The organism is Varibaculum cambriense, from assembly GCF_022133705.1.
Taxonomy (GTDB): Bacteria; Actinomycetota; Actinomycetes; order Actinomycetales; family Actinomycetaceae; genus Varibaculum; species Varibaculum cambriense_A.
In genome coordinates this window covers 1-22,912 of the sequence record NZ_JAKNHJ010000004.1, presented here as the reverse complement: position 1 = coordinate 22,912, position 22,912 = coordinate 1, and the positions used below count along the sequence as shown (strand labels likewise).

The window sequence follows — 22,912 nt, the reverse complement described above, 5'->3', positions numbered from 1 at the left end:
GGTATGCGCAGAGCGAAAATTGTATGTACGTTAGGACCGGTAACAAATTCCCCGTCCCAAATTGAAAAACTTGCCGAAGCTGGGATGAACGTGGCGCGGATTAACCGCTCACACGGCAGCCAAGAAGAAGCTGAGGTTACGATTGGTAATATTCGGCGGGTGGCACTGAAAACCGGTAAAGCAATTGCGGTGTTAGTAGATTTGCAAGGCCCCAAGATTCGTTTAGAGACTTTTGCTGCTGGCCCGCAGACCCTAGAAAAGGGTGATATTTTCACGATTACCACTCGCGATGTTCCCGGGGATAAAGAAATCGTGGGGACTACCTTCAAAGGTTTACCGGGGGATTGTACTCCCGGAGATGCCCTCTTGATTGATGACGGAAACGTGCAGGTGCGGGTAAAAGAAGTTACGGCTACGGATGTAGTTACCGAGGTAGAAGTACCCGGGGTGGTTTCCGACCATAAGGGACTTAACTTGCCGGGGGTAGCAGTTTCTGTGCCGGCACTTTCAGAAAAGGATGAAGACGATCTGCGTTGGGCACTGCAGCAAGGTGCCGATATTATTGCGCTTTCGTTTGTGCGCAGCGCCGATGATTTTGCTGATGTGAAGCGGATTATGGATGAAGAGGAAGTCCATGTCCCTGTTATCGCCAAGATTGAAAAACCGCAAGCAGTCGAACGCATAGTGGAGATTGTGCAGGCTTTTGACGGCATCATGGTGGCGCGCGGTGACCTGGGGGTAGAGATGCCGCTAGAAGCGGTGCCCTTGGTGCAAAAGCGAGCGATCGAGCTGGCCAGAAGGTACGCGAAGCCGGTCATCGTGGCTACTCAGGTCTTTGACTCTATGATTCATAACCCGCGTCCTACCCGCGCTGAAGCATCTGACTGTGCTAACGCGATTTTGGATGGAGCCGATGCGGTAATGCTGTCTGGGGAAACCTCGGTGGGGGCATACCCGATTGATGCGGTGCGTCTGATGGCTTCGGTTATTACTAATGTGGAGGAAAACGGGGGAGACCGGATCGCTCCTCTTACCACCTATGATCATGATCGAGCTGGGGTGCTTTCAATCGCGGCTGCCAGAGCAGCGGAAATGCTGGATCTGAAATTTATGATCGCGTTCACGCAGGGAGGTGCGACCGCGCGCACCATGTCCCGACTGCGTTCCCCAATCCCAATGGTGGCGTTTACGCCGCTGGAATCCACCCGGAATCAGCTGGCAGTTTCGTGGGGAATTCGCACTTACCGGGTTCCCTATGTAACTCACACTGACGATATGATTTGGCAAGTTGATCAGGTTCTGCAAGCGCAGGGATTAGCTAAGCGAGGGGATCAAGTAATTATCCTCGCCGGTATGCCTCCGGGGGTGACGGGTTCTACTAACTCGATGCGGATTCATACGGTAGGGTTAGAAACCGACTATCGCTAGTGCTTTACTGCTCATTCTCGAGGGCGGGAAAAGTGTTTTTGCGCTGCCTCCAGGTATTCGGCCTCGGGGCGCGCAGGGAGTTGACGATCCAAGATTGACAATATCTGGATGGTGAACTAAAGTCGAACGCTTGTTGAAGTTTTCGAGTTTTCTCGGAAATTTGGTTGACTGCCTGCCACCTTTATGGTGTGCTGAAGTTGGCCACAACAGGCAGGGTTCTTTTGGAACCCCGGGGTTACCGGTACGAACCATGTGCCAACCCCGTGAGATGAAGAAGTGAATGGAGTATCAAAATGGAAAAATTCAATATTGTTGAAGCAGGCACTGGCCGTCAAGCAAACAATCTGCTGATTAACACGATTTCGGATGCGATCAGCCCTTGGTTTGCGGACGTTAGCCAAGACCGCCGGGTACGGGAAGCAATCGCGGCTCTGGCAGATGAGACTCTGCGGGCTCGTGCCGCCCAGTATCTAGGTCTGCAGCTGCTTCCGGCAGCTTAAGAGGGTGCCGGAAGCGATCTTAGAAACCGAGTTTCTAAGGTATCGCCCTAAGCAATCAGATTCCCCCGCGAGACTATCGCGGGGGAATCTGATTTTCTTTTAAGATCTTGCTGGTGAGCTACTAGCCCCTGGTTTCGGCTACGCCGACCCCAGTTTCGCCGGTTAAAGCGGGTATTGTTCTACGCCCTAAGCCTGGTGGTTTTCCTACAGCAACTGTTCTAGCGGTTGAGGCAGAAGGAAATCGGGTTAGAGATTGAGTCTGTCTTTGCGGCACAGTCCGCTTTTATCCTGCTCAATGTAGCTGCTTTCCTGGTCGTCCTTTCGTGGATTTTCTGCCGATGTATCGCAGACTGCAGAACTATGTATTACAATAATTCTGGAGGGTGATAGGTATGAAAAATGCGACTGTGAGTGCGCGTGTTGAGCAAGATGTTAAAACTGCTGCTGAAAATATCCTTGATCAGCTGGGAATTTCCACCTCAGCGGTAATTAATTCGCTGTATCGCCAGATTATATTGCAGCGCGCAGTTCCTTTTAGTCTGGCTCTTCCCGAAAATTTTATAACTGCTGATGAAATGACCACGGATGACTTGAACGCAAAACTTGCACGCAGCTATTCGCAGTCTTTATCTGGTCAAGGGCGGGACTACAACTCTGTATTTGATGAGTTGGAAAAGGAACTTTAGTTGAATTCCTTCCAGGTTCTCATTACTCCCGATGCTGAGAATGATCTGATAGAACTAAGTAAATATATTGCCCAGGAACTGCTATCTCCACATGTAGCGCGGGATTATCTGAGGTTGTTGCGCGCCGAAATCGGAAAACTCTCATACCTGGCAACAGTTTTCGCGCCTATCCCGGATGAGCCTTGGCGCAGTAGAGGAATCCGTTGCATTGCGGCTAAGAATTTCTTGATTTACTACCGCATAGATACCGATTCGAACTGCGTTTACGTTCTCAATGTTATTTACGGTAAACGTGACCAGCTAGCGGCCTTAAGAAAGGTAGATGAAACCGGGTAACAACGATACGGCATTCCCGGATTAAGCCTGGTGGTTTTCCCACAATAGCTGCTGCAGCGGTTTGCGTTCCCGGTCTTTAGTGAGGCCGGCGGGAGCTTTACCTACGGTACACATAGTGAAGGGCACATAGGGGGCGGCGATCTGGAACTCCCGGCTAACTAGCTCCCGATCAAAAGTGGCAAAGGGGCGCATATGTAGCCCCATGACCTCAGCTTGGAGCAACATATTTTGTACTGCGCTGCCCAAATCGTAGGGGCCAAAATCTAGGCCGTGGCGGGACGGGTATTCCTGATGAATGTTAAGAATCAGCCCGGACGCATCAAGCGCCCAATCGGAAAAACCGGCTACTGCCCGGCGCAACACTTCATAGTTTTTATCGCCGCGGATCCCGGGCACAAACCACCATTCCTGAGTATTCATAGCGCTAGGAGCCCAACGCGCCGCCTCTAAAAGCTGGTTCATTTCCTCGCTGCTGATCGAAAAGTCAGGGTCATATTCGCGCGGACTCCAACGTCCGCTAATGATTTTAGATATTTCAGTCATGTTTCTATCATAGCCAGCCACCCTGAAAACGGTACTAGCAGTAAAAATAAATGGTCGGGCTGACAGGATTTGAACCTGCGACCCCTTGACCCCCAGTCAAGTGCGCTACCAAACTGCGCCACAGCCCGTTACCTCCAAAATCTTATCTTTCCCGCCGCTATCCCAGCAAATCACCCAGACGTGATTCTTAACGCTTAAAATACCAAGCTGTTAAAAACTAGCCGAAAAACGCCCTCGGATTCCGTCCCTAGTAGACTGTAAAGGTGAGTGAGCAACTAGACCTGCGCCGCGCTAAAAAACCTTTCAAAGTGAAAGCGCCCTATGAGCCTTCCGGGGATCAACCCCAGGCAATCGCGCAGCTCACCCAGCGGATTAATGACGGTGAAAAGGATATTGTTCTCCTGGGGGCTACCGGGACTGGCAAATCCGCAACCTCTGCCTGGCTGGTAGAACAGGTGCAGCGTCCCACCTTAATAATGGAGCCCAATAAGACTCTGGCTGCCCAAATGGCGGCAGAACTGCGTGAACTTTTCCCCGATAACGCGGTGGAATACTTCGTTTCCTACTATGACTACTATCAGCCAGAAGCCTATGTGCCCCAGTCGGATACCTATATTGAAAAAGATTCTTCTATAAATGACGAGGTCGAGCGGCTGCGGCACTCTGCCACTAACTCTTTGCTTACCCGCCGGGACGTAATCGTGGTGTCTTCTGTGTCCTGCATCTACGGCCTGGGTACTCCCCAAGAATATGTGGCGCGGATGGTGCCCTTAGAGGTGGGGATGCAAATAGAGCGTAACGAACTGCTTAAACGCTTTATCACCATGCAATACACCCGCAACGATATGGCGTTTACGCGGGGAACTTTCCGGGTGCGCGGAGACACTGTCGACATCATTCCCATGTACGAGGAAATGGCAATCCGTATCGAAATGTTCGGTGACGAGATTGATTCCTTGGCAACCTTGCATCCCATCACCGGGGAAGTAATCGAAGAAGAAGACTCAGTGTTTATTTTCCCCGCCTCCCACTATGTGGCCGGGCCAGAACGGATGCAGCGCGCTTTGGAGGGAATCGAGGACGAACTAGGCGAGCGGCTGAAATACTTCCGTGAGCAAGGCAAGCTCTTAGAAGAACAGCGCTTGCAGATGCGCACCACCTACGATCTGGAAATGATGAGGGAGATCGGTACCTGCGCCGGTATTGAAAACTATTCCCGCCATATTGATGGGCGCGGGCCCGGTAGCCCTCCCAACACCCTCCTCGACTATTTCCCCGAAGACTTTCTACTGGTAATCGATGAATCGCATGTGACGGTTCCCCAGATTGGAGCCATGTTCCATGGGGATATGTCCCGCAAACGCACCCTGGTGGATTACGGTTTCCGCCTGCCCTCGGCTATGGATAACCGTCCTTTGAAATGGGAAGAATTCCAAGAACGCATTGGGCAAACAGTTTATCTTTCTGCCACCCCCGGAACCTATGAATTGGAGCGCTCCGATGGAGTGGTCGAACAAATCATTCGCCCCACCGGTCTCGTTGACCCCAAGATTGTGGTTAAACCTACCGATGGGCAAATCGATGACTTGATGGAAGAAATCCTGGTTCGCAGCGAAAAGAACGAGCGGGTGCTGGTCACTACCTTGACTAAGAAAATGGCCGAAGACCTCACCGAATACCTCGCCGAGCGGGGAGTGCTAGTCGAATATCTACATTCCGACGTGGATACGCTGCGACGGGTGGAACTATTGCGAGAACTGCGGATGGGCAAATTTAACGTGCTAGTCGGGATTAATCTGCTGCGAGAAGGCCTGGACCTGCCGGAAGTGTCACTAGTTTCGATCCTGGATGCCGATAAGGAAGGGTTTTTGCGTTCGACTACTTCCCTGATTCAAACCGTAGGGCGCGCTGCCCGTAACGTATCCGGGGAAGTCCATATGTATGCCGATCAGGTGACTGATTCTATGCGGGCGGCGATTGAGGAAACCGAGCGGCGGCGAGAAAAACAGCTGGCCTATAACCGGGAGCACGGGATTGACCCCCAACCGCTACGCAAGAAGATCGCGGATGTTACCGATATGCTGGCGCGCGAAGAAATCGATACCGAATCCTTACTAGGCACTGGATATCGGGGCGCGGGTAGTGGGCCAGATGCGCAGACCCGTAGGCAGACCGGACAGGACGTGCGCGAGCGGCTGGCGAATCAAAATGAATCCAGCCTAGCGGAGTTAATCGCGGAGCTCACCGCGCAAATGCAAGAGGCAGCCCGGCAGTTACAGTTCGAGGTGGCAGCGCGACTGCGCGACGAAGTGCAAGATTTAAAGAAAGAACTACGACAAATGAGGGAGGCGAATTGAGCGTACCGGACAAGCCAGCAGTACCGGCAGACGAGGACGGGGTAACCGCCTCCTCGAAAATAACCGCTGCGAAAAACGCTGTTACGAAAGGTGATCCCCGGGCAAGCAGCAGCCAGACCATACCTGAATCTGCCGATACTGACCCCCTCAACGCCTCGGATCGCTCGAGAGCCGGGAGCCAGGACTTAAATGATGTTCAGGGGCTGCGTGGGCTTAGCCAGAAAGAAGTTGCGACTCTAACCAAACAGGGGCTTTCTAACCAGTTCACTCCTCGCGCCACCCGCACCGTCCGCCAGATTCTGCGCGCCAATGTGTTTACTTTATTTAATGCCATTCTTGGCGTCTGCATTGTGGTTACTTTGATTTTTGGGCATTGGGCGGATGCGGTTTTTGGGATAGTGATGGTGGTTAATGCGCTCACCGGTATCGTTTCAGAACTTCGCGCCAAGAGAGTGCTAGAAAAGATCAGTATCCTCCAGGAAAACCCGATTCAAGTGATCAGGGAGGGGAAGCGCCAAGCAATTTCACCCCGCCAAATTGTGCAGGGAGACCTCTTATTGTTGCGGCGCGGTGACCAGGTACCTGCCGATGGAGAAGTTGTTAGTACTGGTGGGTTTTACCTAGATGAATCCAACTTAACTGGGGAATCAGTTCCCCGTCCGCGCGCAGTAGGAGAGAAGGTCTATTCCGGTGCTGCAGTAGTCGCCGGGGATGGCTACGTACAGGTCAGTGCGGTGGGCAGCCGCTCTTGGGCTAATGCGATGGCTATCCAGGTCAAGAAGTTTAAAATGGCGCATTCGGAGCTGGAAGAGGGCATCAACAAGATTCTGACGGTAATCACCTATTGTCTTCCCCTGGTGATTGTGCTGCTGGCGGTGGCGCAGCTGCGTAATCTGGGAGGACTAAGCGAAGTCACCTGGGACAATATTGGCCCGGTGGTGGTGGCGGTAGTTGCCGGCATTGTGGGGATGATTCCGCAAGGCCTGGTGCTGCTCACCTCGGTTAACTTTGCGGCAGCTTCCCTAAAACTGGCTAGGCAAGGAGTGCTCATTCAAGAGCTGCCCGCGGTAGAAGTTTTGGCCAGGGTAGACACTCTTTGCTTAGATAAAACCGGTACTCTCACTACCGGAGAGATTGCGGCGCGTGGTTTTGTCCTACCCGGGCAGGATGAACTAGTTCCTGCTGGTAAGCTGGATTTAACCGCGCAGGCTGCCTTGGCAGTTTTGACTAAAGATCGGGAAAACGACACCTCCGCTGCCATCTATGACCGCCTCGATAGCGACCTAGAACAGCTGACACCAAATATTGACAATCCGCAGCTAGTGCCGTTTGATTCGGCTCGTAAATGGTCAGCGGTGGTGAGCGCGGGTGATACCTGGGTGCTGGGCGCTCCCGAAATCGTGTTGGGTGCAGACCTTCCCACCCAAGAACAAACCGCAACTTGGGCGCAGCAAGGGGCGCGGGTGCTGGCTCTGGCACGCAGCGAAAATGAGCAGATTTCCCCGCAGAATCCGGCTCTCCCGGCAAACCTACAACTGAGTGCCCTAATCGTGCTCACTGAACGTTTACGCGCAGACGCGGCGCAAACCCTGGACTTTTTCCGTCAAGAAGGGGTGAAAGTCCTGATTATTTCCGGAGATAACCCGCAGACAGTAGCGGCTTTAGCTGGCAGAGTCGGGATAGAAACCACCGGTTTTGATGCGCGGAAGCTTCCCGAGGACGAGGAGGGAATCGCTCGGATCCTTAAAAAACACCAGGTGTTCGGCCGGGTAACTCCGGAACAGAAACGGGCGCTGGTACACGTCTTACAAGCTAGCGGGAAATGCGTGGCGATGACCGGGGATGGGGTAAATGATGCCCTGGCGTTGAAAGATGCAGATTTGGGGATTGCGATGGGTAATGCCGCGCAAGCCACCAAGTCCGCGGCGAAAGCAGTATTACTAGATTCTAAATTTTCGGCTCTGCCACAGGTGCTGGGAGAAGGGCGACGCGTGCTGGGAAATATGGAGCGGGTATCTACCTTGTTCCTGTCTAAAACTACCTATGCTGCCCTTTTGGCGCTGATAGTGGGGGCATTAGGGATACGTTATCCCTATCTACCTCGCCATCTAACTCTTATCTCTTCCAGCACGATCGGAATCCCCGCGTTTTTCTTGGCACTGGCACCCTCGAACCGGCGTTATCGCCCCGGTTTTTTGCGTCGGGTAGGTCAGCTAGCCTTGCCGGCGGGATTATTGTGCGGATCCACCTCGATTGGAGCCTACCTTTGGTTAGATAGGACGGAGGTGGCCACTTCGGCGGCGACTATTGTCCTGGCGATTGGGGCGCTGGGACTGCTGGCGATCCTGTCACAGCCACTGTCTAGCTGGCGTGGGGGATTGCTCACAGCCATGATTGCTTTGGTGCTGGCGGCAATCACCGTGCCCGTGGTTCGCGACTTCTTTGCTCTGCAGGTCTTAAGCTTTACGCAATGGCTGGTAGTAGGGTTTTGTAGCATCATCTCCCTCGCGGGGTTGGCGCTTATCGGCACCTTTTGGGAACGACGTCACTGGCCGGATCACGGTTCGGGGTTGCGGCTAAAACACGTTAGACTAAGAAAGTAAATCCGGAAGGGGAGTACTTCCATTAACAGGCCAGTCGTCATCACGGCAATTATGCCCGGCTGGTTCGGCCTGAAAAGGCGGAAGAAGACCTGAGCATAGACAACGCCAACGAAATGGAGAACGCTGCATGGGTCTGATGCCTACGCTTAATGCCGTCCCCGGCCATGAAGTAATTCACTGGTGGAACTGGCTACTGCTAGCTATCATTATTCTTGCTCTACTGGTGCTTGATTTTCGCGGACATGTCCGTAAAGCCCACGAACCCTCAATTAAAGAGGCCGCCATCTGGTCAGGTATCTATATGGCGATTGCGGCCGCCTTTGGGTTGGTGGTGTGGCTGCAATGGGATCTGAATCTGGCAGTAGAATACTGGGCTGGTTGGATCACCGAATGGTCGCTGTCCTTGGATAACCTCTTTGTTTTCATCATCATCTTGAATGGATTTAAGGTTCCGCGGGTCTACCAGCAAAAAGTGATCATGCTGGGAATCATAATCTCAATGGTGTTGCGTCTGGCGTTTATCCTGATCGGCGCAGCACTAATTAATCAATTCGCCTGGATCTTTTACCTATTCGGACTGTTCTTGATCTACACCGCGATCAGTCAGGCGCGGGAAGGGATAACCAAAGAGGACGAGGGGGATTCTGGCGAAGGTTACCAGGAGAACAAGTTCACCACCCTGGTGCGCCGGGTGCTCCCCGTCTCTGAAGGGTTCCGGGAAGCGAAACTGCTGTACCGTCACCGCGGGAAAACCTACGTAACCCCCATGTTCTTAGTTATCGTAGCTATTGGATCGGCGGATCTAATGTTCGCTTTTGATTCCATTCCCGCGATCTTCGGTCTGACAAAACACCCCTTTATTGTGTTTGCCGCTACCGCGTTCTCATTGATGGGATTGCGCCAGTTGTTCTTCCTAATAGATGGGCTTTTAGAGCGCCTGGCGTTCCTGCATTACGGGCTGGCTTTGATCTTGGGATTCATCGGGGTAAAACTGATTATCCACGCCGCCCACGAGGCGCCTTTCTGGGGGATAGACAAATGGGCAGCGGGTATTCCGGAGCCCTCTATCGGTTTTTCAATGGGATATATCTTAGTTGTCCTAGTAGGAACCGCGTTGCTATCGATCTGGTACTCTAAGCGGCACCAGAAAGCTAACCCGCAAAAGGATTAATACCAAAGAAATCGGCTCGGATACCTGCTAGTGTTCCAAAAACCTTAGGTATCCGAGCCGAAATCTATAGGTGCGGATGCTATTTTTCGGGTAGGTAATCGTTAGTGTAGGCACCCTCCACGTCCGCTAGGCTCGCGGTGGTAAAGCCGTGTTCGCTCATCCAGGTGGTGTAGGAACGCACTATTTCGGCATCCATCTCACCCCAGCGCCGGGAGGGAGCATGCCAAGAGGGCGCCATGAACTTAAGGGAGGCCTCTAATACGTCCTCCTCGCTGGCGCACATAGTGGAAGCTAAAATATCTACGGTTTCTGCCTGGTTATCCCGGGCAAAATCATAGCCGCGGCTGGTAGCCGCCAGGAATGCTCGCACTTGATCCTCGTGGCTGCGCAGATAGCTTTCCTCCACGCACAGGAAATAGGCATGGTGGGGAGTGACCTCCACTTCGTCGAAGGATAGTTGCACTACCTCGGAGAACGGTTTACTGCCCTGGTAGGCTTCCCAGCCTAAGACATTGAAAATCGCGTCATATTTGCCTTTTTCAACTGCGCGGATATCGGGTTCGAATACTCCCGGATCCATAACCTTGACCTTAGAGAAATCACCGCCATCTTTCTCGACGGCTTCAATTACCATCTGGATGAGCCGTTTAACCGGCGGAATCGATACGGTTTTTCCTTCTAAATCTCGAAAACGGCTGATCCCTTTCTCTTTGAGGGTAATGACCCCACCTAGCTGGTTTTGATTAAAGGTAGCGACGGCTACGAAGGGGTGGTCGCTATGGCGGGTTTCCAGCAGCTCTCCCAGCCTAATGGAGGCAAATTGAAACTCTCCCTTGGCTGCAAGTTGTGCGGGGGTGCCGCGGTCGAAACCATCCCAAGAAATATCAACATCTAGGTCTGCCTGTTGATACCAGCCTTTCTTGCGAGCCACGAATAAGCCTGCGTGATTAGGCCAAGTAACGACATATTCCAAGCGGATTCGGGTTAAATCCATTTTTCCTCCCTATTCTCAATGCCCCAGAGGGCGTTTTCGATTTTTTGATAGGCTTTCACAAAATTTGGGGTAGTGCGCAGTCCGGTTCCGTGACTAAAACTACCGGCAGTCGCCGGCGAATTTGCTGATAAATATTCCTCCCGTTCCGGAATCGTAATCGGAATTTCACTGATAATACGGCCAGGCCGGCCCGACATCATCAGCACCCGGTCAGCTAGGGTGACTGCCTCCGCAATATCGTGGGTGACCAGCAAAAGGGTTAAATCACGGCTGCGCGCGGCTTGCCAGAGCCAACGTTGCATGTGGCTCCGAGTTATTTGGTCAAGCGCTCCAAAAGGTTCATCTAGGGCGATTAAAGTGGGTTTGGCTAGCATGGTGCGCAAAAAGGCTACTCGCGAACGCATTCCTCCTGAAAGCTGCGCCGGATAGGCTCCAGAAAACTGTTGCAGATCGAACTGGGCGAGGAGGGCGCGGGCGCGCTCGCGGGCTTTTTTGCGGGGGACTCCCCGGATCCGTAAGGGCAGTGCCACATTGTCTTCGATAGTGTTCCAGGAGAACAGTCCATCGCGCTGGGGCATCAGGGCGACTAGGGGACTATCCACTGACCAAGCCAGGCTGCCTTGAGAGGGAGAACTAAGACCCGCAATTATTCGTAGCAGGGTAGATTTTCCGCAACCTGAAGGTCCCACCAGGGCGGTTATCTTCCCCTTAGCTATAGCCATCTCCACGTTGTCTAAAGCGGTCAGAGGTGGATTAGTAAAACTCTTCGTTACCGCTGATAGTTCCAATAGGCTCATTTTGCCTTCTTCCAGGGAATCAAGATGCGTTCTGCTAGTCCCACTAGTAAGTAAGCTGCCAAAGTCATTAGCGTTAGGATCCCGGCACCGAAAAACACTAGTTCCGTCCGAAAAGATCCTTGGGCAGTAAGCAAGTAAATTCCTAAACCATTCTCCGCCCCCACGAACTCGGCGGTAGCGGCAGTGGCCGGCCCGTAGGTGACCGCGATGCGCAGTCCAGTAATAAAATCCCCCAGGGCTGCCGGCATTCGCAAGTGGGAGAAAATCCAGGCAGGGGAGGCTCCTAAAGAGCGCGCTACATCAATCTGGTCCCGTGAGGGAGTCGCCAAGCCTTTAGTAAAAGCGACGATGATTGGGAAAACTCCAAATAACGCCACTAGGAGGATTTTTGAGGTCATGCCAAATCCGAACCAAATTATCAGCAGGGGAGCGATAGCTACTACCGGAATGGTCTGGGAAATCACTATGAGGGGCATCACGGCTTTGCCGAAAGTTTTGGCTCTCCATAGCGCAAAAGAAATCGCTACCCCGCAAACAATTGCCAGCAAGGTGCCTGCCGCTACCTCTATGAGGGTTACTTGCGTGGCTAGCCAGGCCGCCGGCCAGTCCGCGACCCCGGCTTTGATGATCACAGTGGGGGCAGGTAGCAGCTTGGGGTTAACTGTCCCCAGGCGGCAAACTCCCTCCCACAAAAGCAGGGATAAAAGGACGAGACCGGCGGCGACTAGTCGCGAGCTTGCTTTCATTTACTGGCGGCTTTGGCTAGGAACTCGTTGGTGACTACTTCGGGCGCGGAAATTTTTTGGGTGTAGGGTTTTCCATCACCGTCAGTAACTAGCTTCTGCTCAATAATGAAGTCTAAGTAGCTTTGCCACTTATCCATATCGGCATGCCCCACAGTGCCGGCCGCATCTGGCCAATACTCTTTGGAAAGCTTCTCCTGGGAGGCGTTAACTAGTTTTGCATCTAGCTTTGCCTGGGGATTAGCATCCATCAGAATTTTCGCAGCCTCCTGGGAATGGTCTATTGCCCACTGGTAGCCTTTCTGGGTGGCTTGCACGAAGGAGCGCACCAGCTGCGGATCTTCTTTTATTAGATCTGCACGGGTAGAAATTCCCAGCAACGCCGGGGTAGTGGGCACTCCGTACTTGTCGTAATCAAAATAGCGTAACTTATACCCGCTCTGCTCGGCCTCAATGCCTTCCCAAGTAGACAGAAGTTCCGCAAAGTCAGCGCGTTCTTGTTCCACTGCCTGCAGCGTCCCAGCACCGGCGACCACTTTTTTGAAATCACCTTTGCCACCGTCCTTTTGGATCAGCATTTTGGTGGCAATATGTTGGAATCCGCCGCCGAAGTCAGCGAGGGTCTTGCCATCTAAATCTCGGGGACGCTGAATATCCGCCTTATCTAAGAATCCCACCATATAGGAAGACTTTGGTTGCAGGTTGAACACCATCTTGATCCCCAAGTTGGAGGCTTTCGCGGAGGCAATCGAGTCGGTGCCGGAGAAGCCAAAATCGGCGCCTTTGGCGGCCATGACTGATTCCACGCCGCTCTTAGAAAAGCCCATTACTTTTACGTTTAGTCCGGCTTCGCGGTAAAATCCTTTTTCTTGGGCAACATAGATCCCGGTGTGGTTAGTGTTGGGAGTCCAGTCCAAAATAACCGAAGTGTTCTTTAGTTCGGGATCTCTAGTTGCGGAACTAGATCCCGTGGCGCACCCTGCCAGAGTTAGAGCCAGGGCACAGGCTAAAGCGGTAGCTATTTTTCGCATGCTTTTTCTTTCGCTAGTTGGTTGATAAGGGACAAATACTTTTGGCCAGGCCCGGTCAGGAACCATTGGCTATGACCTTGGAATCCGATATTCCAGGCCCAGTCTTTGATCTGTGGATCAATCGGTGCCAGCAGATCGTATTCGATGGCAGAAAGGGAAAACTCCACGTTACAAAGGGCGATCATAGCGCCGAGCATCTCGATTTCCTCCGGGGAGAGGGAGAACACCTGCCCGTATCCGGTTAGCAAGTCGCCAGCGACCTGTGGCCAGTAACTATCGGTTTTCCCCTCGGTAATACTGATCCAGTCGATACTGTGGCGTTCCAGTAGTACTGCCAGGTCAAAAAGTGGGGGATTGGGACAAGCGAGCCCGAAATCAATCAGAGACGAAATGCTGTTTCCTTCCCAAAAAGTATTAGAAACATGCAGGTCACCGTGGGTAAAGTAGCGAGGAACCTGCGCTAAGGGGATAAGAGCGCGCGCAAAAGGACGCAAAGGCTCTAGTGCGGCCGCTAGATCGTTGCCATTGTCTTGCAGATAGTTAGCAAGCACCGGATGCTCATTTAAATAACTTCCTAGCTTTGGTAGCGGATCTCCCAACAGGAGCTCTATTCGGTTTTGATAGGGGCCAGGATCCAGGGACTGCGGCTGAATTTTTTGGCTAGCGATACGGAGTCGGGCGGCAACTCTACCCAGTTCCACAGCTTCTTCCCTGGTTTTTGGAGGTAACCAGGAGCGCAGATCGCGATAGCGGTCTTGCCCAGCCGCGCCTGCGGAGGCCTCGATAATCCACTCTCCGGTAGTGAGGGTGCTGCCTCCCTGATTGAAACAGAAAAAACGCGGGGTGGAAAAGCCCCCATCTGCCAGTTGATTGACAAAGGAGTGCTTAGCTTCCAGCTCGGACGCGCTCACCAAGTTCTGGTGGTAGCGTTTTAAAAATACTTGCTTGCCGCTAGCGGTAGTCACTAGGCAAGCCGCTGCCATAGGACGGGAAGAAGGGGAGAGGCTTGCGATTTGCTGCTCACGAAAATCCGGGATTTCTCTTAAGGCTTTGGCAGCTTGACTGGTGGAAAAAGGTGGCCAGGAATTATTGACCACTTCCAGCTGCTGTTCTCGATCCATCTGTGCCTCCTAGATTCGTGCACAGGTGAACCAGCTTCCTGCGCCAGCATTATCTGGATCAGGTGTAACGGTCGAAGCGTTTTTGCTTCCTCTCAGCTCGAAAGCTCCCGTGCTACAAGTAGGGTACCAGAAGGGCGGCGAATTTGGATTGCGCCCTCAAAATCCGGTAACGTGGTTTGAGTTCAAGGGCCATTGGCGCAGGGGTAGCGCGCTTCCTTCACACGGAAGAGGTCACTGGTTCGAAACCAGTATGGCCCACCATTAGCAGTTATTTCTGCAGATAAGCCCGCATTATTTTCGTCATTTCCACCTGATCGCTTAGCGCGCACATTTCCCGGGCGGCATGCATCGATAAAATCGGAACTCCCACATCAATAGTGGTGATTCCTAATCGAGTAGCGGTCATCGGCGCGATAGTTGACCCACAGGTGACTGTATTGTTTGACACAAAGCGTTGAGTCTTAACCCCGCTGCGCTGCGCTGCGTCCTCCCAAATGTGCCAGCCGGCAGCGTCGGTGGCATAACGCTGGGAGGCATTGAGCTTTAGTACCGGGCCAGATCCCATCACCGGACGGGTATCAGGGTCGTGTTTTTCGGGATAGTTGGGGTTTACCGAGTGCGCAACATCGGCGGATAGGCACGAGGACGCGGCCAGCATCCGTTCAAATGCTTCCTCTTGACCGGTGGTGCGGGCGCAGCGACGCAGCACCTGTTCCAGTAAAGGTCCGGCAGCCCCAGTTTCGGTGTGAGAACCTACTTCCTCATGGTCAAAGGCGGCGCTAATTAGAATATTGTCTCCTTGAAAATCCAGGTCAACCAGGCTTAGTAGTGCCCTCGTGGCGCTATAGACCGAGAGCAGATTATCTTGACGAGCCGATGCCAAGAATTCTCCGGTAGTTCCCAGCCGCTGCGGGGCATGAGTATCGAAAGTGTAGAGCTCGTGACTAGAGATCTCATCGGCTCCGGCAAGGCCAGCTTGCCCAGCGATTACCTCCAAAATTTTGCGAGAGGATCCCCCTACCTGCCAGAGGGGACGCAAATGTTGCTGGAGGTCTAATTTCAGGTGGTTGGCGGATTCCCGATCCAGGTGGGGAGCAAGCTGGGGAATAGTAGCGATCGGACCGGTACGCACCAGGTGGGATTTTCCAGTTCGGTCATAGACGATCCCGGCGATGCCCAGTTCCCGGTTTAACCAAGAGTTAGGGAGCATTCCCCCATAGATCTCTACGTTGAGCTGCCCCCAACCATCGGGACTAAAACTATCAGGGGTAGGTTTTAGTTTGAAGGCCGGAGAATCAGTATGGCTGCCGATGATGCGGAATCCCTTGGGGGATCCAGTAGGTACGATCCAGGCGATGAGGGCGCCTTTGCGGCATAGAAAGTAACGTCCGGCACCGCGCGGCCAAGGTTTAGTGGCATCTACTGGTTTAAAGCCCTGGGAGCGGTAGATATCGGCTAAGGTGCGGGCAGCGAAACTGGCGCAAGGAGAAGCAGTAATAAAGTCAATTAAACTTTGGGAGTAGGTTTCCAGATTAAAACTCGTCATAGTTTCATTTTAAGGGGGAGGGTTAAAAAGTTCCTGCCCCTTAGATGCAGCTGCTAGCTAAGGGGCAGGAAAATGAACTGGATTGCTTAACGCGGTAAGGAGACCGGGTCAGTGGAAATGAAACCGTCATCGTCGTCCTCGCCCCGCACGTGGCGTCCGCGTCGATTGCGAGCCGCGCGCGAGTTCCCCAGATCTGCAGGTTCTTCGGAACCCAAGTGCCGGGGATCTGAGCCCGCTTTTACTCCCTGGCGTTCCTGGCCGCTGGATTCATCTTCTTCGCGTTGAGCTTGCTCGGCTTTTTCCTCGGCCAGCTTTTGGGCTTTACTGCGGGCATCCTGTTGCTTCGCGATTTTCTTGCGCTGCTTCTTGGTGCGCTTAGCCAGTTTTTTACGCAGTTTTTCTTCCGCTTTCTCTTGGCGGCGAGCTGCTTTTTCTTGGCGGAGCCGCTCTTTTTCGGCTGCCCGCTGTTCTTGATATTCCGCGAATACTAACGCCTGTAACAGCTGTATTTGGGAAACCCATTCGGGCAGTTCCAAAGATTCTCGCAGATAGTAGAGCTGGTGAGCCAACCGCCCGCGTTCAGCTAGCAACAAACCATGAAGATCTTGGCAAAACTGCACATAATCCGAAATCTCTCCCCAGGGACGGCGGTCATCCTTAGTGAAAAGCGGGAGCGCCACCGGACGTAGCCGCGCAAGTAGCGCCGCTGCCGCCTTGGGTTTTAACACCAGCGGATCTTTAGTTAGTGCCGTCCAAATCTGCGCTAACGGTCCGGTCTCAGTTTCTAAAACTTGATCGGCAATATCTACTAATTCGGTGTCGGCCGGGATCTGAGACATTAGTTCCGGCAAAGGCTCGGAAGCAAAAAGTTGGTCTAAGCCCTTACTGTCCACCTGAAGATCTAGATTTGCAAGCGCTAGCAGATCGCAATCTCGCAGGTTGCAGGCTCCCTCCCAAGAGTTGGACTCCAATTGTGGTTGCAAGGGAAAACTGGGAGGAAACTTTGAGGTTAAGGAAAACAAAGTAATCCGGGGATTATCTCTTTGACAGTAGTAGTCAGTCAGTAAAACGCGTGCCCGCTCCCAGGTATCGGCGTCTCCACGAGTTATTCCGGCGACTATTTCCGGAACCTTGTTAATCATGTTCCCTCCGCAAGTAGCTTGTTTCCTAAATTGTAGTCGAAGACTTAGGGAGGCGGGGCAATACGTTCACCAAGAAGAACTTTCTAATCCACTGTTAAACTGGTTCCGCCCGGTTTGTCTGTCCTTACGCTCTGGGGGAAATCTGAGCGCGTGCTAGTTAGTCACTTAGCTGCGGTGTCTTCGCAAGAGTACTTTTCGAGGACGCTGCTGCTAGCGGCGGTCAGCTTCGGCGGTTTGAGCCGCCGCTAGCCCTTAGATAAACAAGGTAGGGTCAATAATCAGTTCAGAGGTCTTCTGCTGGCTGCAGCCGGGAGATACCCGCGCGGGAACCCCAATAGCGGAGCATCCGGCAGGCACATCGCGTACCACTACCGCATTGGCAGCGATACGCGCATCCGAGCCCACGTGGATGGGGCCGAGCACTTTGGCGCCGGCACCCACCATCACCCGATCCCCGAGGGTGGGGTGCCGTTTGCCTTTCGACATTGATACCCCACCCAAGGTTACCTGGTGGAACAGTACGCAATCGGTACCGATCTTGGTGGTTTCCCCGATTACTACTCCGTTGGCATGGTCGATAAAAAGACGCCTACCTAGGCGGGCGCCCGGGTGAATATCCACCCCGGTATAGCTGCGGGAAATTGACGAAACTATTCTGGCAAGAAGTTTAAATTTTTTCTTGAACAACATATGCGCCAGGCGGTACGCCCAAACCGCATGTACTCCGGGATAGGTTAGGGCGACTTCCAGGGCGTTGCGAGCAGCCGGATCCGAATTAATAGCTGCTGCTAAGTCTTCTTTGCACAGTTGTATTAAAGTCGGTTCCGGCTTCGCCATTTTCGCTCCTAGTCCATGAAATCTTTAAACAGCGGGGTAGTTAGGTAACGCTCGCCAGTATCGGGCAGCAAAGCTACGATACGTTTACCTTTCATATCAGGGCTTTGCGCTAAACGCAATGCTCCTGCCAAAGCGGAACCAGCAGAAATTCCTACCAGCAGCCCTTCTTTAGTGGCGGCGGCGCGCGCCATGGCGATAGCGTCCTCAGTCTTAACCGTGAGCACCTTGGTTATCACCGCAGAATCTAGAATCTCAGGTACAAAGTTTGCCCCGATACCTTGAATCCCGTGTGCCCCAGCCTTACCGGTAGTTAGCAGGGCGGACTCTTCCGGTTCAATCCCGAAGACTTTGATATCAGGATTTAGCTCCTTCAGGCGCCTGCCTACTCCGGTGACGGTGCCGCCAGTTCCGATCCCGGCAACGAAAACGTCAACCTGACCGTCGGTATCTGCCCAGATTTCTTCGGCGGTGTTTTCATAGTGAGTCTGGGGGTTTGCAGGGTTAGTGAATTGGGAAGCCAAAATGGCGCCTTCGCGTTCAGCTACCACTTTTTGTGCGGCATCTACGGTGCCTTGCATTCCCTTCGCCGCCGGGGTTAGTACTAACTCGGCTCCAAAAGCACGCATGAGGGCGCGGCGTTCTTTGGACATTGATTCGGGCATAGTGATTACCACTTTGTAGCCGCGGGCAGCTCCTACCATTGCTAGCGCCACCCCGGTATTTCCAGAGGTAGATTCCACAATAGTGCCGCCAGGCTTTAGTTTTCCGGAGGCTTCCGCGGCGTTTATCATCGCCAGAGCTACCCGGTCTTTAACCGAAGATGCAGGGTTGAAGGATTCAACTTTGGCTACCACTTCGCCGTCAATATTGGCTGGCACTAGATGATTGATTTTTAGTAGGGGAGTGTGGCCAATAAGTTCAGTTACGTCTTTTGCGATATTCATGCTTTTCCTTAAATTATTCGCGGTGACAAACTGGAGGTATCCAGTTATAAAAGTTGGAAATCGGGGCAGAATAAAACTTTGTTGCCCCGAGGGACAGCCCGCGCCTTAGCGGTCGGCGAGATGCCCCTAGATACATAGACGACAGCGAGAGGTGGCGGGAAAACGCATTTGCCTCTCCGATCTGTCGTGAAAACTTGGTTGCTTCAAGTTGTAACATCTTCGGTTTTACAGTCGCAACTTTTATGCGCTCAGTAAAATTTGGGAATAACTGCTGGATGTCCGGGCGGTCCTTCAGGGCGCTCCTATCCAGGGCACAAACAGTGGCAGGCATCTGCCCGCTACTGGCGTTACTATCCGGTCTAACCGAGGTGGCGTCAAGATCTAATAAACCCGCTCGGCAGGGCGAGGATTATTCTCGCACTTCGCGAGTAATATCGGGCGAGGTCTCTATGTTGATTTCCCTCCCGCTGATGCTCGATAAGTAGCTTTCGATCTGCGATTGGCTACTTTCTAGCGGGGCAGCGAATTGCAAGCTAGCTTCTTGGCTAAAGTCCCGATCGAGGATCTGGTAACCGCTTTGAGTAAGTTTTGCTTCGATCTTTCCGGCTTCCCCGATCGGTAAATGCAGCTGGTAGGAAGGCTGGGTAATCAAGCGCACGGTCTGGGCGTTTTTCAGTACTTGTTGCACCGCCTCGGAATAGGCGCGTACCAACCCTCCGGTACCCAGTTTAGTTCCCCCGAAATACCGGGTAACTACGCAGGTAACATTGGTTAACCCGGATTCGGTCAAGACTTTGAGCATCGGGCCTCCGGCAGTTCCCGCCGGTTCTCCATCGTCGCTACTGCGGGCAGTATCAGGCCCAGTATCTTGGTGAATGATAAAAGCGGTGCAGTGGTGGCGGGCGTCGGGAAACTCGCGGCGAATCTGGGCGATAAACTCGCGGGCGGCCTCCTCAGAATCGGTGCGCTCTAGGGAGGCGATAAAGCGGGAGCGTTTAATCTCGATTTCGCTGCGGGCAGGGGCATAGATAGTGCGCATAGCTTGATCCTATCTATTAGTTGGCTGGGGGAGGGGGAGTATTTAGGTTTAGGACGAGGGCGTCCTCGGCAATATGAAAGGGTGGGTTTCTGTTCTTTCCGCGCGAGATAAAGCGTGCTCGCGGTGCAAATCACATGGTTGAAACTGGAAACTTAGCGCTATAAATGGCACAGTTATAGAGGTTATTTTTCTATTTGTATTAGTTAGAGGAGTCCGTGATGGCAGTACCAAAGCGCAAAATGTCTCGTGCGAATACCCGCACTCGGCGGTCTGCTTGGAAAGCCAAGGCACCCCAGCTTACTTCGGTCAAGGGCAATGATGGACGTTCCTATGTGGCACCTCGTCACCTGACCAAAGCCGTAAAGCTGGGGCTGTACAGCCCGGCAGACGATTTCGAGTAAAACTCGAAGTTAAGAAAAAGCCCCTAGCAGTTTCCTGCTAGGGGCTTTTGTTTATGGTTTTTCTTTTTTTGCTTCCCGAATGAAGGATCCCTGGAGGTGGCCGAGAGATCTTCTGTCATTCACTTTCCTTAGCGCAGGGAAGTACCTTTCTTTAAAAATAGTGCGGTGAGATAACCTGCGACCACTGTGAGCACGCCGGTGCCGAGCAGCCACCAGATTGAAATCGACGGGGGTTTCACAGGATTAGACTCACTGGGGTCAATCGGTCCAAATATAGTGAAGAGAATTCCATCCCAATCCAGAGAAATAAAGGGGGCATCGGGGGCGAAAAATACCAGCTGCCCAGGGAGAAGCATCAGCAGGAAACCAATAATTTGCATTCCTACATACACCAGCACTGCTACTAATATCGGGCCGCCAATTTTTCCGAAACGATCCAGGAAAGGTCGCCGGTTGCCGGCGGTAACTATGAACTGGCAGAAGAAAACACTGGAAATAGAGGATAGTAGCATGGCCATAATAATCAGAAAAGCTACTTGCCAGGTCTGAAGGGTTGTAAAGAAGTATGTCAGAGCATTGCCAGAGGCATCTTCAAAAAACAAGGCTGTGACCAATAAAAACCCTCCGCAAAAAACCACTAGCGTGAAAAGACCGAGAGCTAAGAGGTTAAAAAGGCTTTTTGCCCAAAATAGCTCGGTAGGTCTTGCCGGGATCGACATGGTGAAATACCCAGTTTTTCCGTACATGGAACGGTAATAGTGAACTAAAAGGATTATCGAATAAACCAGGTAAGCGGCTAGCATTCCTAAGAATGCCAATAAGAATATGGTAGACCCTACGGCTACGGAGTTACGTAAAATTGAGACGGCTATCGCGCTCAAGATTGCGGTCAGCAAGGTCAAACCAATGGTGATTCCTAGTGGTTTACGTAGCGCCAGGAAATCGTGTTTCATTATTTTAGTAATCATCGGTACATCCCCCTAAAGAGTCCGTCCAGACTGGTTTGATAGGTGCTGCGGAGCTGGTCAGCATCTCCGGTTAAAAATACTTGTCCCGCCGACATGAATACGGCGGTAGAAACCACGGGTTCCACATCGTTAATCAAGTGGGTCGATAGCAGCATTACTGCCTGGGGATTGAAACGGGAAATAACGGCTCGCAAGATTACGTCCCGCGCTGCCGGATCCACCCCGCTAATGGGCTCATCAAGCAGATAGACGCGCGCATTTCGCGACATGATCAGCGCTACTTGGAGTTTTTCGCGCATCCCCTTGGACATGGCGGACAGTTTTCGATCTGCTGGGAGGCGGAAAAAATCTACCATTTCGTAGGCTTTCGCGGAATCGAAGTCAGTAAAGAAGTCCTGGTATTGGCGGATTGCGGAGCGTGGGGTGAGGTTATCTGCCAACAATGAGCTGTCGGGTAGATAGGAGGTAAAAGCTTTGGTTTCTGCTCCGGGAGTTTTCCCGAAAAGCCGAACCTCGCCCTCGTAATCCTGCATTACCCCGGCCAAGATTTTCATTAAGGTAGTTTTTCCACACCCGTTCGGCCCCATGAGGCCGACTATGCCGCCACTGGGCAAAGTTAGGTTGGCGTTGGCTAGTCCGATCTGAGAGCCGTAGAACTTTGAAACTCCTTTGATTTCAATGGCGGGAGCAGTTGTCTGTGCCCCGGGGTGTTCGTTTGCTGGGCGGGGCGCCATAAAATGTTCGGGGTTGGTGCCTGGCGTTGAAGCCGGAGGGGTTGGGAACTGGTTTAACTGATTTTCAGTCATGAGATTTTCCCTTCTTCCATTGTTTTTCTACTAAGTCGAGTGTTTGGGGTAGGGTAGCGCCAGCTTTTTTCATGGTGGCGGCGTACTGGTCGGTGTGCTCCAGGAATACTTTTTGGCGAGTCAGCCAGATCTTGTCCTGGTCTTGGGTTACGAACCGTCCGGCGGTGCGCTCTGATACCGCCAGTCCTTCGCGTTCTAGTTCCGATAGGGCGCGTTGCACCGTATTAGGGTTGGCTCCTACCGTTTGGGCGAGGTCGCGCACGCTGGGAATCTTGCTCCCCGGCGGCCAGCTTCCAGAAGTTATGCGACGAGAAAACTCGTCGCGCAGTTGACTCCAAATAGGAATTGCTGAGTTCAGTTCCATGTCCCCTCCTTTCTGTTACTGTATCAATGTAGTAATACAGTAACTCTGTTGGGGTGCTGTGTCAAACGGTTAATACAGATTATTGTTTTGGAGGGGGGGAGGTGAACGGGGTGTGGATAGAGGAAATCCCGCGACCTATGCGGACACATGTCACGGGACATCACATGGTCGGGGCGACAGTGTGTGGTTTCAGGAGATGTGTCCGTTTTTTCTTGGGGTTGGGGTTTTAAGATCTTTCAGGACTTGTGTCCGCTTGTAATAGGGAAAAACTCTTTTGATGTCCCAGGTCATTTGTCCGAAAACCTGTAATCTCAAGCATGTCATATTCAAAGAATCGTGCCATTGTCCTTGCAGTGACGGAAGGAGCAATGACCACCAGCCAAGCCGCCACACACTTCAACACCTCACCACGCCACATCCGCCGCCTTTTAACCCAATACCGACAACACGGACTAAAAGGCCTAGAACCCAAATCAAGAAAACCCCACCACTGAACTGTCCTGGGTTTTGTTCCTACTCGTTTTTGAGAGGATTAGGGATATGTCTAAGAGGTAT

General features: G+C 52.6%; 23 protein-coding genes, 2 tRNA genes and 1 riboswitch. Of the genes, 10 read left to right on the top strand and 15 right to left on the bottom strand.

Features of this window, described 5'->3' with window-relative positions:
- The first annotated feature begins 3 nt into the window (after positions 1-3).
- The 4 genes from pyk (at position 4) to L0M99_RS02540 (ending at position 2,950) form a co-directional block, all read left to right on the top strand.
- Positions 4-1,428, top strand: a complete 1,425-nt coding sequence (gene pyk / locus L0M99_RS02555; RefSeq protein ID WP_024059037.1) for a pyruvate kinase — start codon at positions 4-6, stop codon at positions 1,426-1,428.
- 293 nt (positions 1,429-1,721) lie between these two features.
- On the top strand, positions 1,722-1,928 hold the full coding sequence (locus tag L0M99_RS02550; RefSeq protein ID WP_238127628.1) for a hypothetical protein: 207 nt from the start codon (positions 1,722-1,724) through the stop codon (positions 1,926-1,928).
- Between the two features lie 392 nt (positions 1,929-2,320).
- Entirely contained in the window at positions 2,321-2,614 is a 294-nt protein-coding gene (locus tag L0M99_RS02545) for a type II toxin-antitoxin system RelB/DinJ family antitoxin (RefSeq protein WP_024059035.1), read from the top strand.
- On the top strand, positions 2,615-2,950 hold the full coding sequence (locus tag L0M99_RS02540) for a type II toxin-antitoxin system RelE/ParE family toxin (protein ID WP_238127627.1): 336 nt from the start codon (positions 2,615-2,617) through the stop codon (positions 2,948-2,950).
- A 21-nt stretch (positions 2,951-2,971) separates the two neighbouring features.
- On the opposite strand, the gene L0M99_RS02535 is transcribed toward L0M99_RS02540, so the two are convergent.
- Positions 2,972-3,493, bottom strand: a complete 522-nt coding sequence (locus L0M99_RS02535; RefSeq protein ID WP_238127626.1) for a nitroreductase family protein — start codon at positions 3,491-3,493, stop codon at positions 2,972-2,974.
- Between the two features lie 51 nt (positions 3,494-3,544).
- A tRNA-Pro gene (locus L0M99_RS02530) sits at positions 3,545-3,621 on the bottom strand.
- Positions 3,622-3,756: 135 nt separating this feature from the next.
- Between L0M99_RS02530 and uvrB the strand changes: the two genes are divergently transcribed.
- The 3 genes from uvrB to L0M99_RS02515 all read left to right on the top strand — a co-directional run bounded on the left by uvrB (position 3,757) and on the right by L0M99_RS02515 (position 9,624).
- Positions 3,757-5,850, top strand: coding sequence for an excinuclease ABC subunit UvrB (gene uvrB / locus L0M99_RS02525; protein ID WP_238127625.1), 2,094 nt, complete (start codon positions 3,757-3,759; stop codon positions 5,848-5,850).
- Positions 5,847-8,453: an HAD-IC family P-type ATPase gene (locus tag L0M99_RS02520; protein ID WP_238127624.1), complete on the top strand. Its 2,607-nt coding sequence runs from the start codon at positions 5,847-5,849 to the stop codon at positions 8,451-8,453. The genes uvrB and L0M99_RS02520 overlap by 4 nt, the downstream gene beginning before the upstream one ends.
- A 127-nt stretch (positions 8,454-8,580) precedes the next feature.
- Positions 8,581-9,624, top strand: a complete 1,044-nt coding sequence (locus L0M99_RS02515) for a TerC/Alx family metal homeostasis membrane protein (RefSeq protein ID WP_024059030.1) — start codon at positions 8,581-8,583, stop codon at positions 9,622-9,624.
- 79 nt (positions 9,625-9,703) lie between these two features.
- On the opposite strand, the gene L0M99_RS02510 is transcribed toward L0M99_RS02515, so the two are convergent.
- From L0M99_RS02510 to L0M99_RS02490, 5 genes are read right to left on the bottom strand one after another with little or no spacing between them, the layout of a single operon-like run.
- Complete coding sequence (locus L0M99_RS02510; protein ID WP_238127623.1) at positions 9,704-10,618, bottom strand: ABC transporter substrate-binding protein; 915 nt, start codon at positions 10,616-10,618, stop codon at positions 9,704-9,706.
- Positions 10,609-11,415 (bottom strand): ABC transporter ATP-binding protein, encoded by an 807-nt coding sequence (locus L0M99_RS02505; protein ID WP_238127622.1) that lies wholly within the window; start codon positions 11,413-11,415, stop codon positions 10,609-10,611. The genes L0M99_RS02510 and L0M99_RS02505 overlap by 10 nt, the downstream gene beginning before the upstream one ends.
- The gene (locus L0M99_RS02500; protein ID WP_238127621.1) at positions 11,412-12,161 is read right to left on the bottom strand and encodes an ABC transporter permease; all 750 of its coding nucleotides are present in this window, start codon (positions 12,159-12,161) and stop codon (positions 11,412-11,414) included. Before L0M99_RS02500 ends, L0M99_RS02505 begins: the two co-directional genes overlap by 4 nt.
- Complete coding sequence (locus L0M99_RS02495) at positions 12,158-13,189, bottom strand: ABC transporter substrate-binding protein (RefSeq protein WP_238127620.1); 1,032 nt, start codon at positions 13,187-13,189, stop codon at positions 12,158-12,160. Before L0M99_RS02495 ends, L0M99_RS02500 begins: the two co-directional genes overlap by 4 nt.
- Positions 13,177-14,310 carry a phosphotransferase enzyme family protein gene (locus tag L0M99_RS02490; protein WP_238127619.1) on the bottom strand — a complete coding sequence of 378 codons (1,134 nt, stop codon included), beginning with the start codon at positions 14,308-14,310 and terminating at the stop codon, positions 13,177-13,179. The genes L0M99_RS02495 and L0M99_RS02490 overlap by 13 nt, the downstream gene beginning before the upstream one ends.
- Before the next feature lie 18 nt (positions 14,311-14,328).
- A riboswitch (TPP riboswitch) is annotated at positions 14,329-14,431 on the bottom strand.
- 65 nt (positions 14,432-14,496) lie between these two features.
- On the opposite strand from L0M99_RS02490, the gene L0M99_RS02485 reads away from it, so the two are divergent.
- Positions 14,497-14,571 (top strand) — tRNA-Val (locus tag L0M99_RS02485).
- Positions 14,572-14,578: 7 nt separating this feature from the next.
- On the opposite strand, the gene L0M99_RS02480 is transcribed toward L0M99_RS02485, so the two are convergent.
- The 5 genes from L0M99_RS02480 to L0M99_RS02460 all read right to left on the bottom strand — a co-directional run bounded on the left by L0M99_RS02480 (position 14,579) and on the right by L0M99_RS02460 (position 19,818).
- Positions 14,579-15,856, bottom strand: coding sequence for a M18 family aminopeptidase (locus L0M99_RS02480; RefSeq protein WP_238127618.1), 1,278 nt, complete (start codon positions 15,854-15,856; stop codon positions 14,579-14,581).
- An 86-nt stretch (positions 15,857-15,942) separates the two neighbouring features.
- On the bottom strand, positions 15,943-16,998 hold the full coding sequence (locus tag L0M99_RS02475; RefSeq protein ID WP_238127617.1) for a DUF6308 family protein: 1,056 nt from the start codon (positions 16,996-16,998) through the stop codon (positions 15,943-15,945).
- Between the two features lie 252 nt (positions 16,999-17,250).
- The gene (gene cysE, locus L0M99_RS02470) at positions 17,251-17,835 is read right to left on the bottom strand and encodes a serine O-acetyltransferase (protein WP_238127616.1); all 585 of its coding nucleotides are present in this window, start codon (positions 17,833-17,835) and stop codon (positions 17,251-17,253) included.
- Positions 17,836-17,843: 8 nt separating this feature from the next.
- A complete protein-coding gene (gene cysK / locus L0M99_RS02465; protein WP_238127615.1) occupies positions 17,844-18,779 on the bottom strand; it encodes a cysteine synthase A in 936 nt (311 codons plus the stop codon).
- A gap of 409 nt (positions 18,780-19,188) precedes the next feature.
- Positions 19,189-19,818 (bottom strand): YigZ family protein, encoded by a 630-nt coding sequence (locus tag L0M99_RS02460; RefSeq protein ID WP_238127614.1) that lies wholly within the window; start codon positions 19,816-19,818, stop codon positions 19,189-19,191.
- A 218-nt stretch (positions 19,819-20,036) separates the two neighbouring features.
- Here L0M99_RS02460 and rpmF point away from each other — a divergent pair, with 218 nt between their 5' ends.
- Complete coding sequence (gene rpmF, locus L0M99_RS02455) at positions 20,037-20,219, top strand: 50S ribosomal protein L32 (RefSeq protein WP_024059019.1); 183 nt, start codon at positions 20,037-20,039, stop codon at positions 20,217-20,219.
- Positions 20,220-20,347: 128 nt separating this feature from the next.
- On the opposite strand, the gene L0M99_RS02450 is transcribed toward rpmF, so the two are convergent.
- The 3 genes from L0M99_RS02450 to L0M99_RS02440 form a co-directional block, all read right to left on the bottom strand.
- A complete protein-coding gene (locus L0M99_RS02450) occupies positions 20,348-21,187 on the bottom strand; it encodes a hypothetical protein (RefSeq protein WP_238127613.1) in 840 nt (279 codons plus the stop codon).
- Positions 21,184-21,921 (bottom strand): ABC transporter ATP-binding protein, encoded by a 738-nt coding sequence (locus tag L0M99_RS02445; protein WP_425304299.1) that lies wholly within the window; start codon positions 21,919-21,921, stop codon positions 21,184-21,186. The genes L0M99_RS02450 and L0M99_RS02445 overlap by 4 nt, the downstream gene beginning before the upstream one ends.
- Positions 21,922-21,985: 64 nt before the next feature.
- Positions 21,986-22,357: a GntR family transcriptional regulator gene (locus tag L0M99_RS02440; RefSeq protein ID WP_238127611.1), complete on the bottom strand. Its 372-nt coding sequence runs from the start codon at positions 22,355-22,357 to the stop codon at positions 21,986-21,988.
- Positions 22,358-22,674: 317 nt separating this feature from the next.
- Between L0M99_RS02440 and L0M99_RS09970 the strand changes: the two genes are divergently transcribed.
- Complete coding sequence (locus tag L0M99_RS09970) at positions 22,675-22,851, top strand: helix-turn-helix domain-containing protein (RefSeq protein WP_425304298.1); 177 nt, start codon at positions 22,675-22,677, stop codon at positions 22,849-22,851.
- Positions 22,852-22,912 lie beyond the last annotated feature (61 nt).

What these genes read in the sequence shown, in the direction of transcription:
- pyk (WP_024059037.1), top strand. Translation starts at nt 4, where the DNA reads ATGCGCAGAGCGAAAATTGTATGTACGTTAGGACCGGTAACAAATTCC.
- L0M99_RS02550 (WP_238127628.1), top strand. Translation starts at nt 1,722, where the DNA reads ATGGAAAAATTCAATATTGTTGAAGCAGGCACTGGCCGTCAAGCAAAC.
- L0M99_RS02545 (WP_024059035.1), top strand. Translation starts at nt 2,321, where the DNA reads ATGAAAAATGCGACTGTGAGTGCGCGTGTTGAGCAAGATGTTAAAACT.
- L0M99_RS02535 (WP_238127626.1), bottom strand. Translation starts at nt 3,493, where the DNA reads ATGACTGAAATATCTAAAATCATTAGCGGACGTTGGAGTCCGCGCGAA.
- L0M99_RS02515 (WP_024059030.1), top strand. Translation starts at nt 8,581, where the DNA reads ATGGGTCTGATGCCTACGCTTAATGCCGTCCCCGGCCATGAAGTAATT.
- L0M99_RS02510 (WP_238127623.1), bottom strand. Translation starts at nt 10,618, where the DNA reads ATGGATTTAACCCGAATCCGCTTGGAATATGTCGTTACTTGGCCTAAT.
- L0M99_RS02505 (WP_238127622.1), bottom strand. Translation starts at nt 11,415, where the DNA reads ATGAGCCTATTGGAACTATCAGCGGTAACGAAGAGTTTTACTAATCCA.
- L0M99_RS02500 (WP_238127621.1), bottom strand. Translation starts at nt 12,161, where the DNA reads ATGAAAGCAAGCTCGCGACTAGTCGCCGCCGGTCTCGTCCTTTTATCC.
- L0M99_RS02495 (WP_238127620.1), bottom strand. Translation starts at nt 13,189, where the DNA reads ATGCGAAAAATAGCTACCGCTTTAGCCTGTGCCCTGGCTCTAACTCTG.
- L0M99_RS02490 (WP_238127619.1), bottom strand. Translation starts at nt 14,310, where the DNA reads ATGGATCGAGAACAGCAGCTGGAAGTGGTCAATAATTCCTGGCCACCT.
- L0M99_RS02480 (WP_238127618.1), bottom strand. Translation starts at nt 15,856, where the DNA reads ATGACGAGTTTTAATCTGGAAACCTACTCCCAAAGTTTAATTGACTTT.
- L0M99_RS02475 (WP_238127617.1), bottom strand. Translation starts at nt 16,998, where the DNA reads ATGATTAACAAGGTTCCGGAAATAGTCGCCGGAATAACTCGTGGAGAC.
- cysE (WP_238127616.1), bottom strand. Translation starts at nt 17,835, where the DNA reads ATGGCGAAGCCGGAACCGACTTTAATACAACTGTGCAAAGAAGACTTA.
- cysK (WP_238127615.1), bottom strand. Translation starts at nt 18,779, where the DNA reads ATGAATATCGCAAAAGACGTAACTGAACTTATTGGCCACACTCCCCTA.
- L0M99_RS02460 (WP_238127614.1), bottom strand. Translation starts at nt 19,818, where the DNA reads ATGCGCACTATCTATGCCCCTGCCCGCAGCGAAATCGAGATTAAACGC.
- rpmF (WP_024059019.1), top strand. Translation starts at nt 20,037, where the DNA reads ATGGCAGTACCAAAGCGCAAAATGTCTCGTGCGAATACCCGCACTCGG.
- L0M99_RS02450 (WP_238127613.1), bottom strand. Translation starts at nt 21,187, where the DNA reads ATGATTACTAAAATAATGAAACACGATTTCCTGGCGCTACGTAAACCA.
- L0M99_RS02445 (WP_425304299.1), bottom strand. Translation starts at nt 21,921, where the DNA reads ATGGCGCCCCGCCCAGCAAACGAACACCCCGGGGCACAGACAACTGCT.
- L0M99_RS02440 (WP_238127611.1), bottom strand. Translation starts at nt 22,357, where the DNA reads ATGGAACTGAACTCAGCAATTCCTATTTGGAGTCAACTGCGCGACGAG.
- L0M99_RS09970 (WP_425304298.1), top strand. Translation starts at nt 22,675, where the DNA reads ATGTCATATTCAAAGAATCGTGCCATTGTCCTTGCAGTGACGGAAGGA.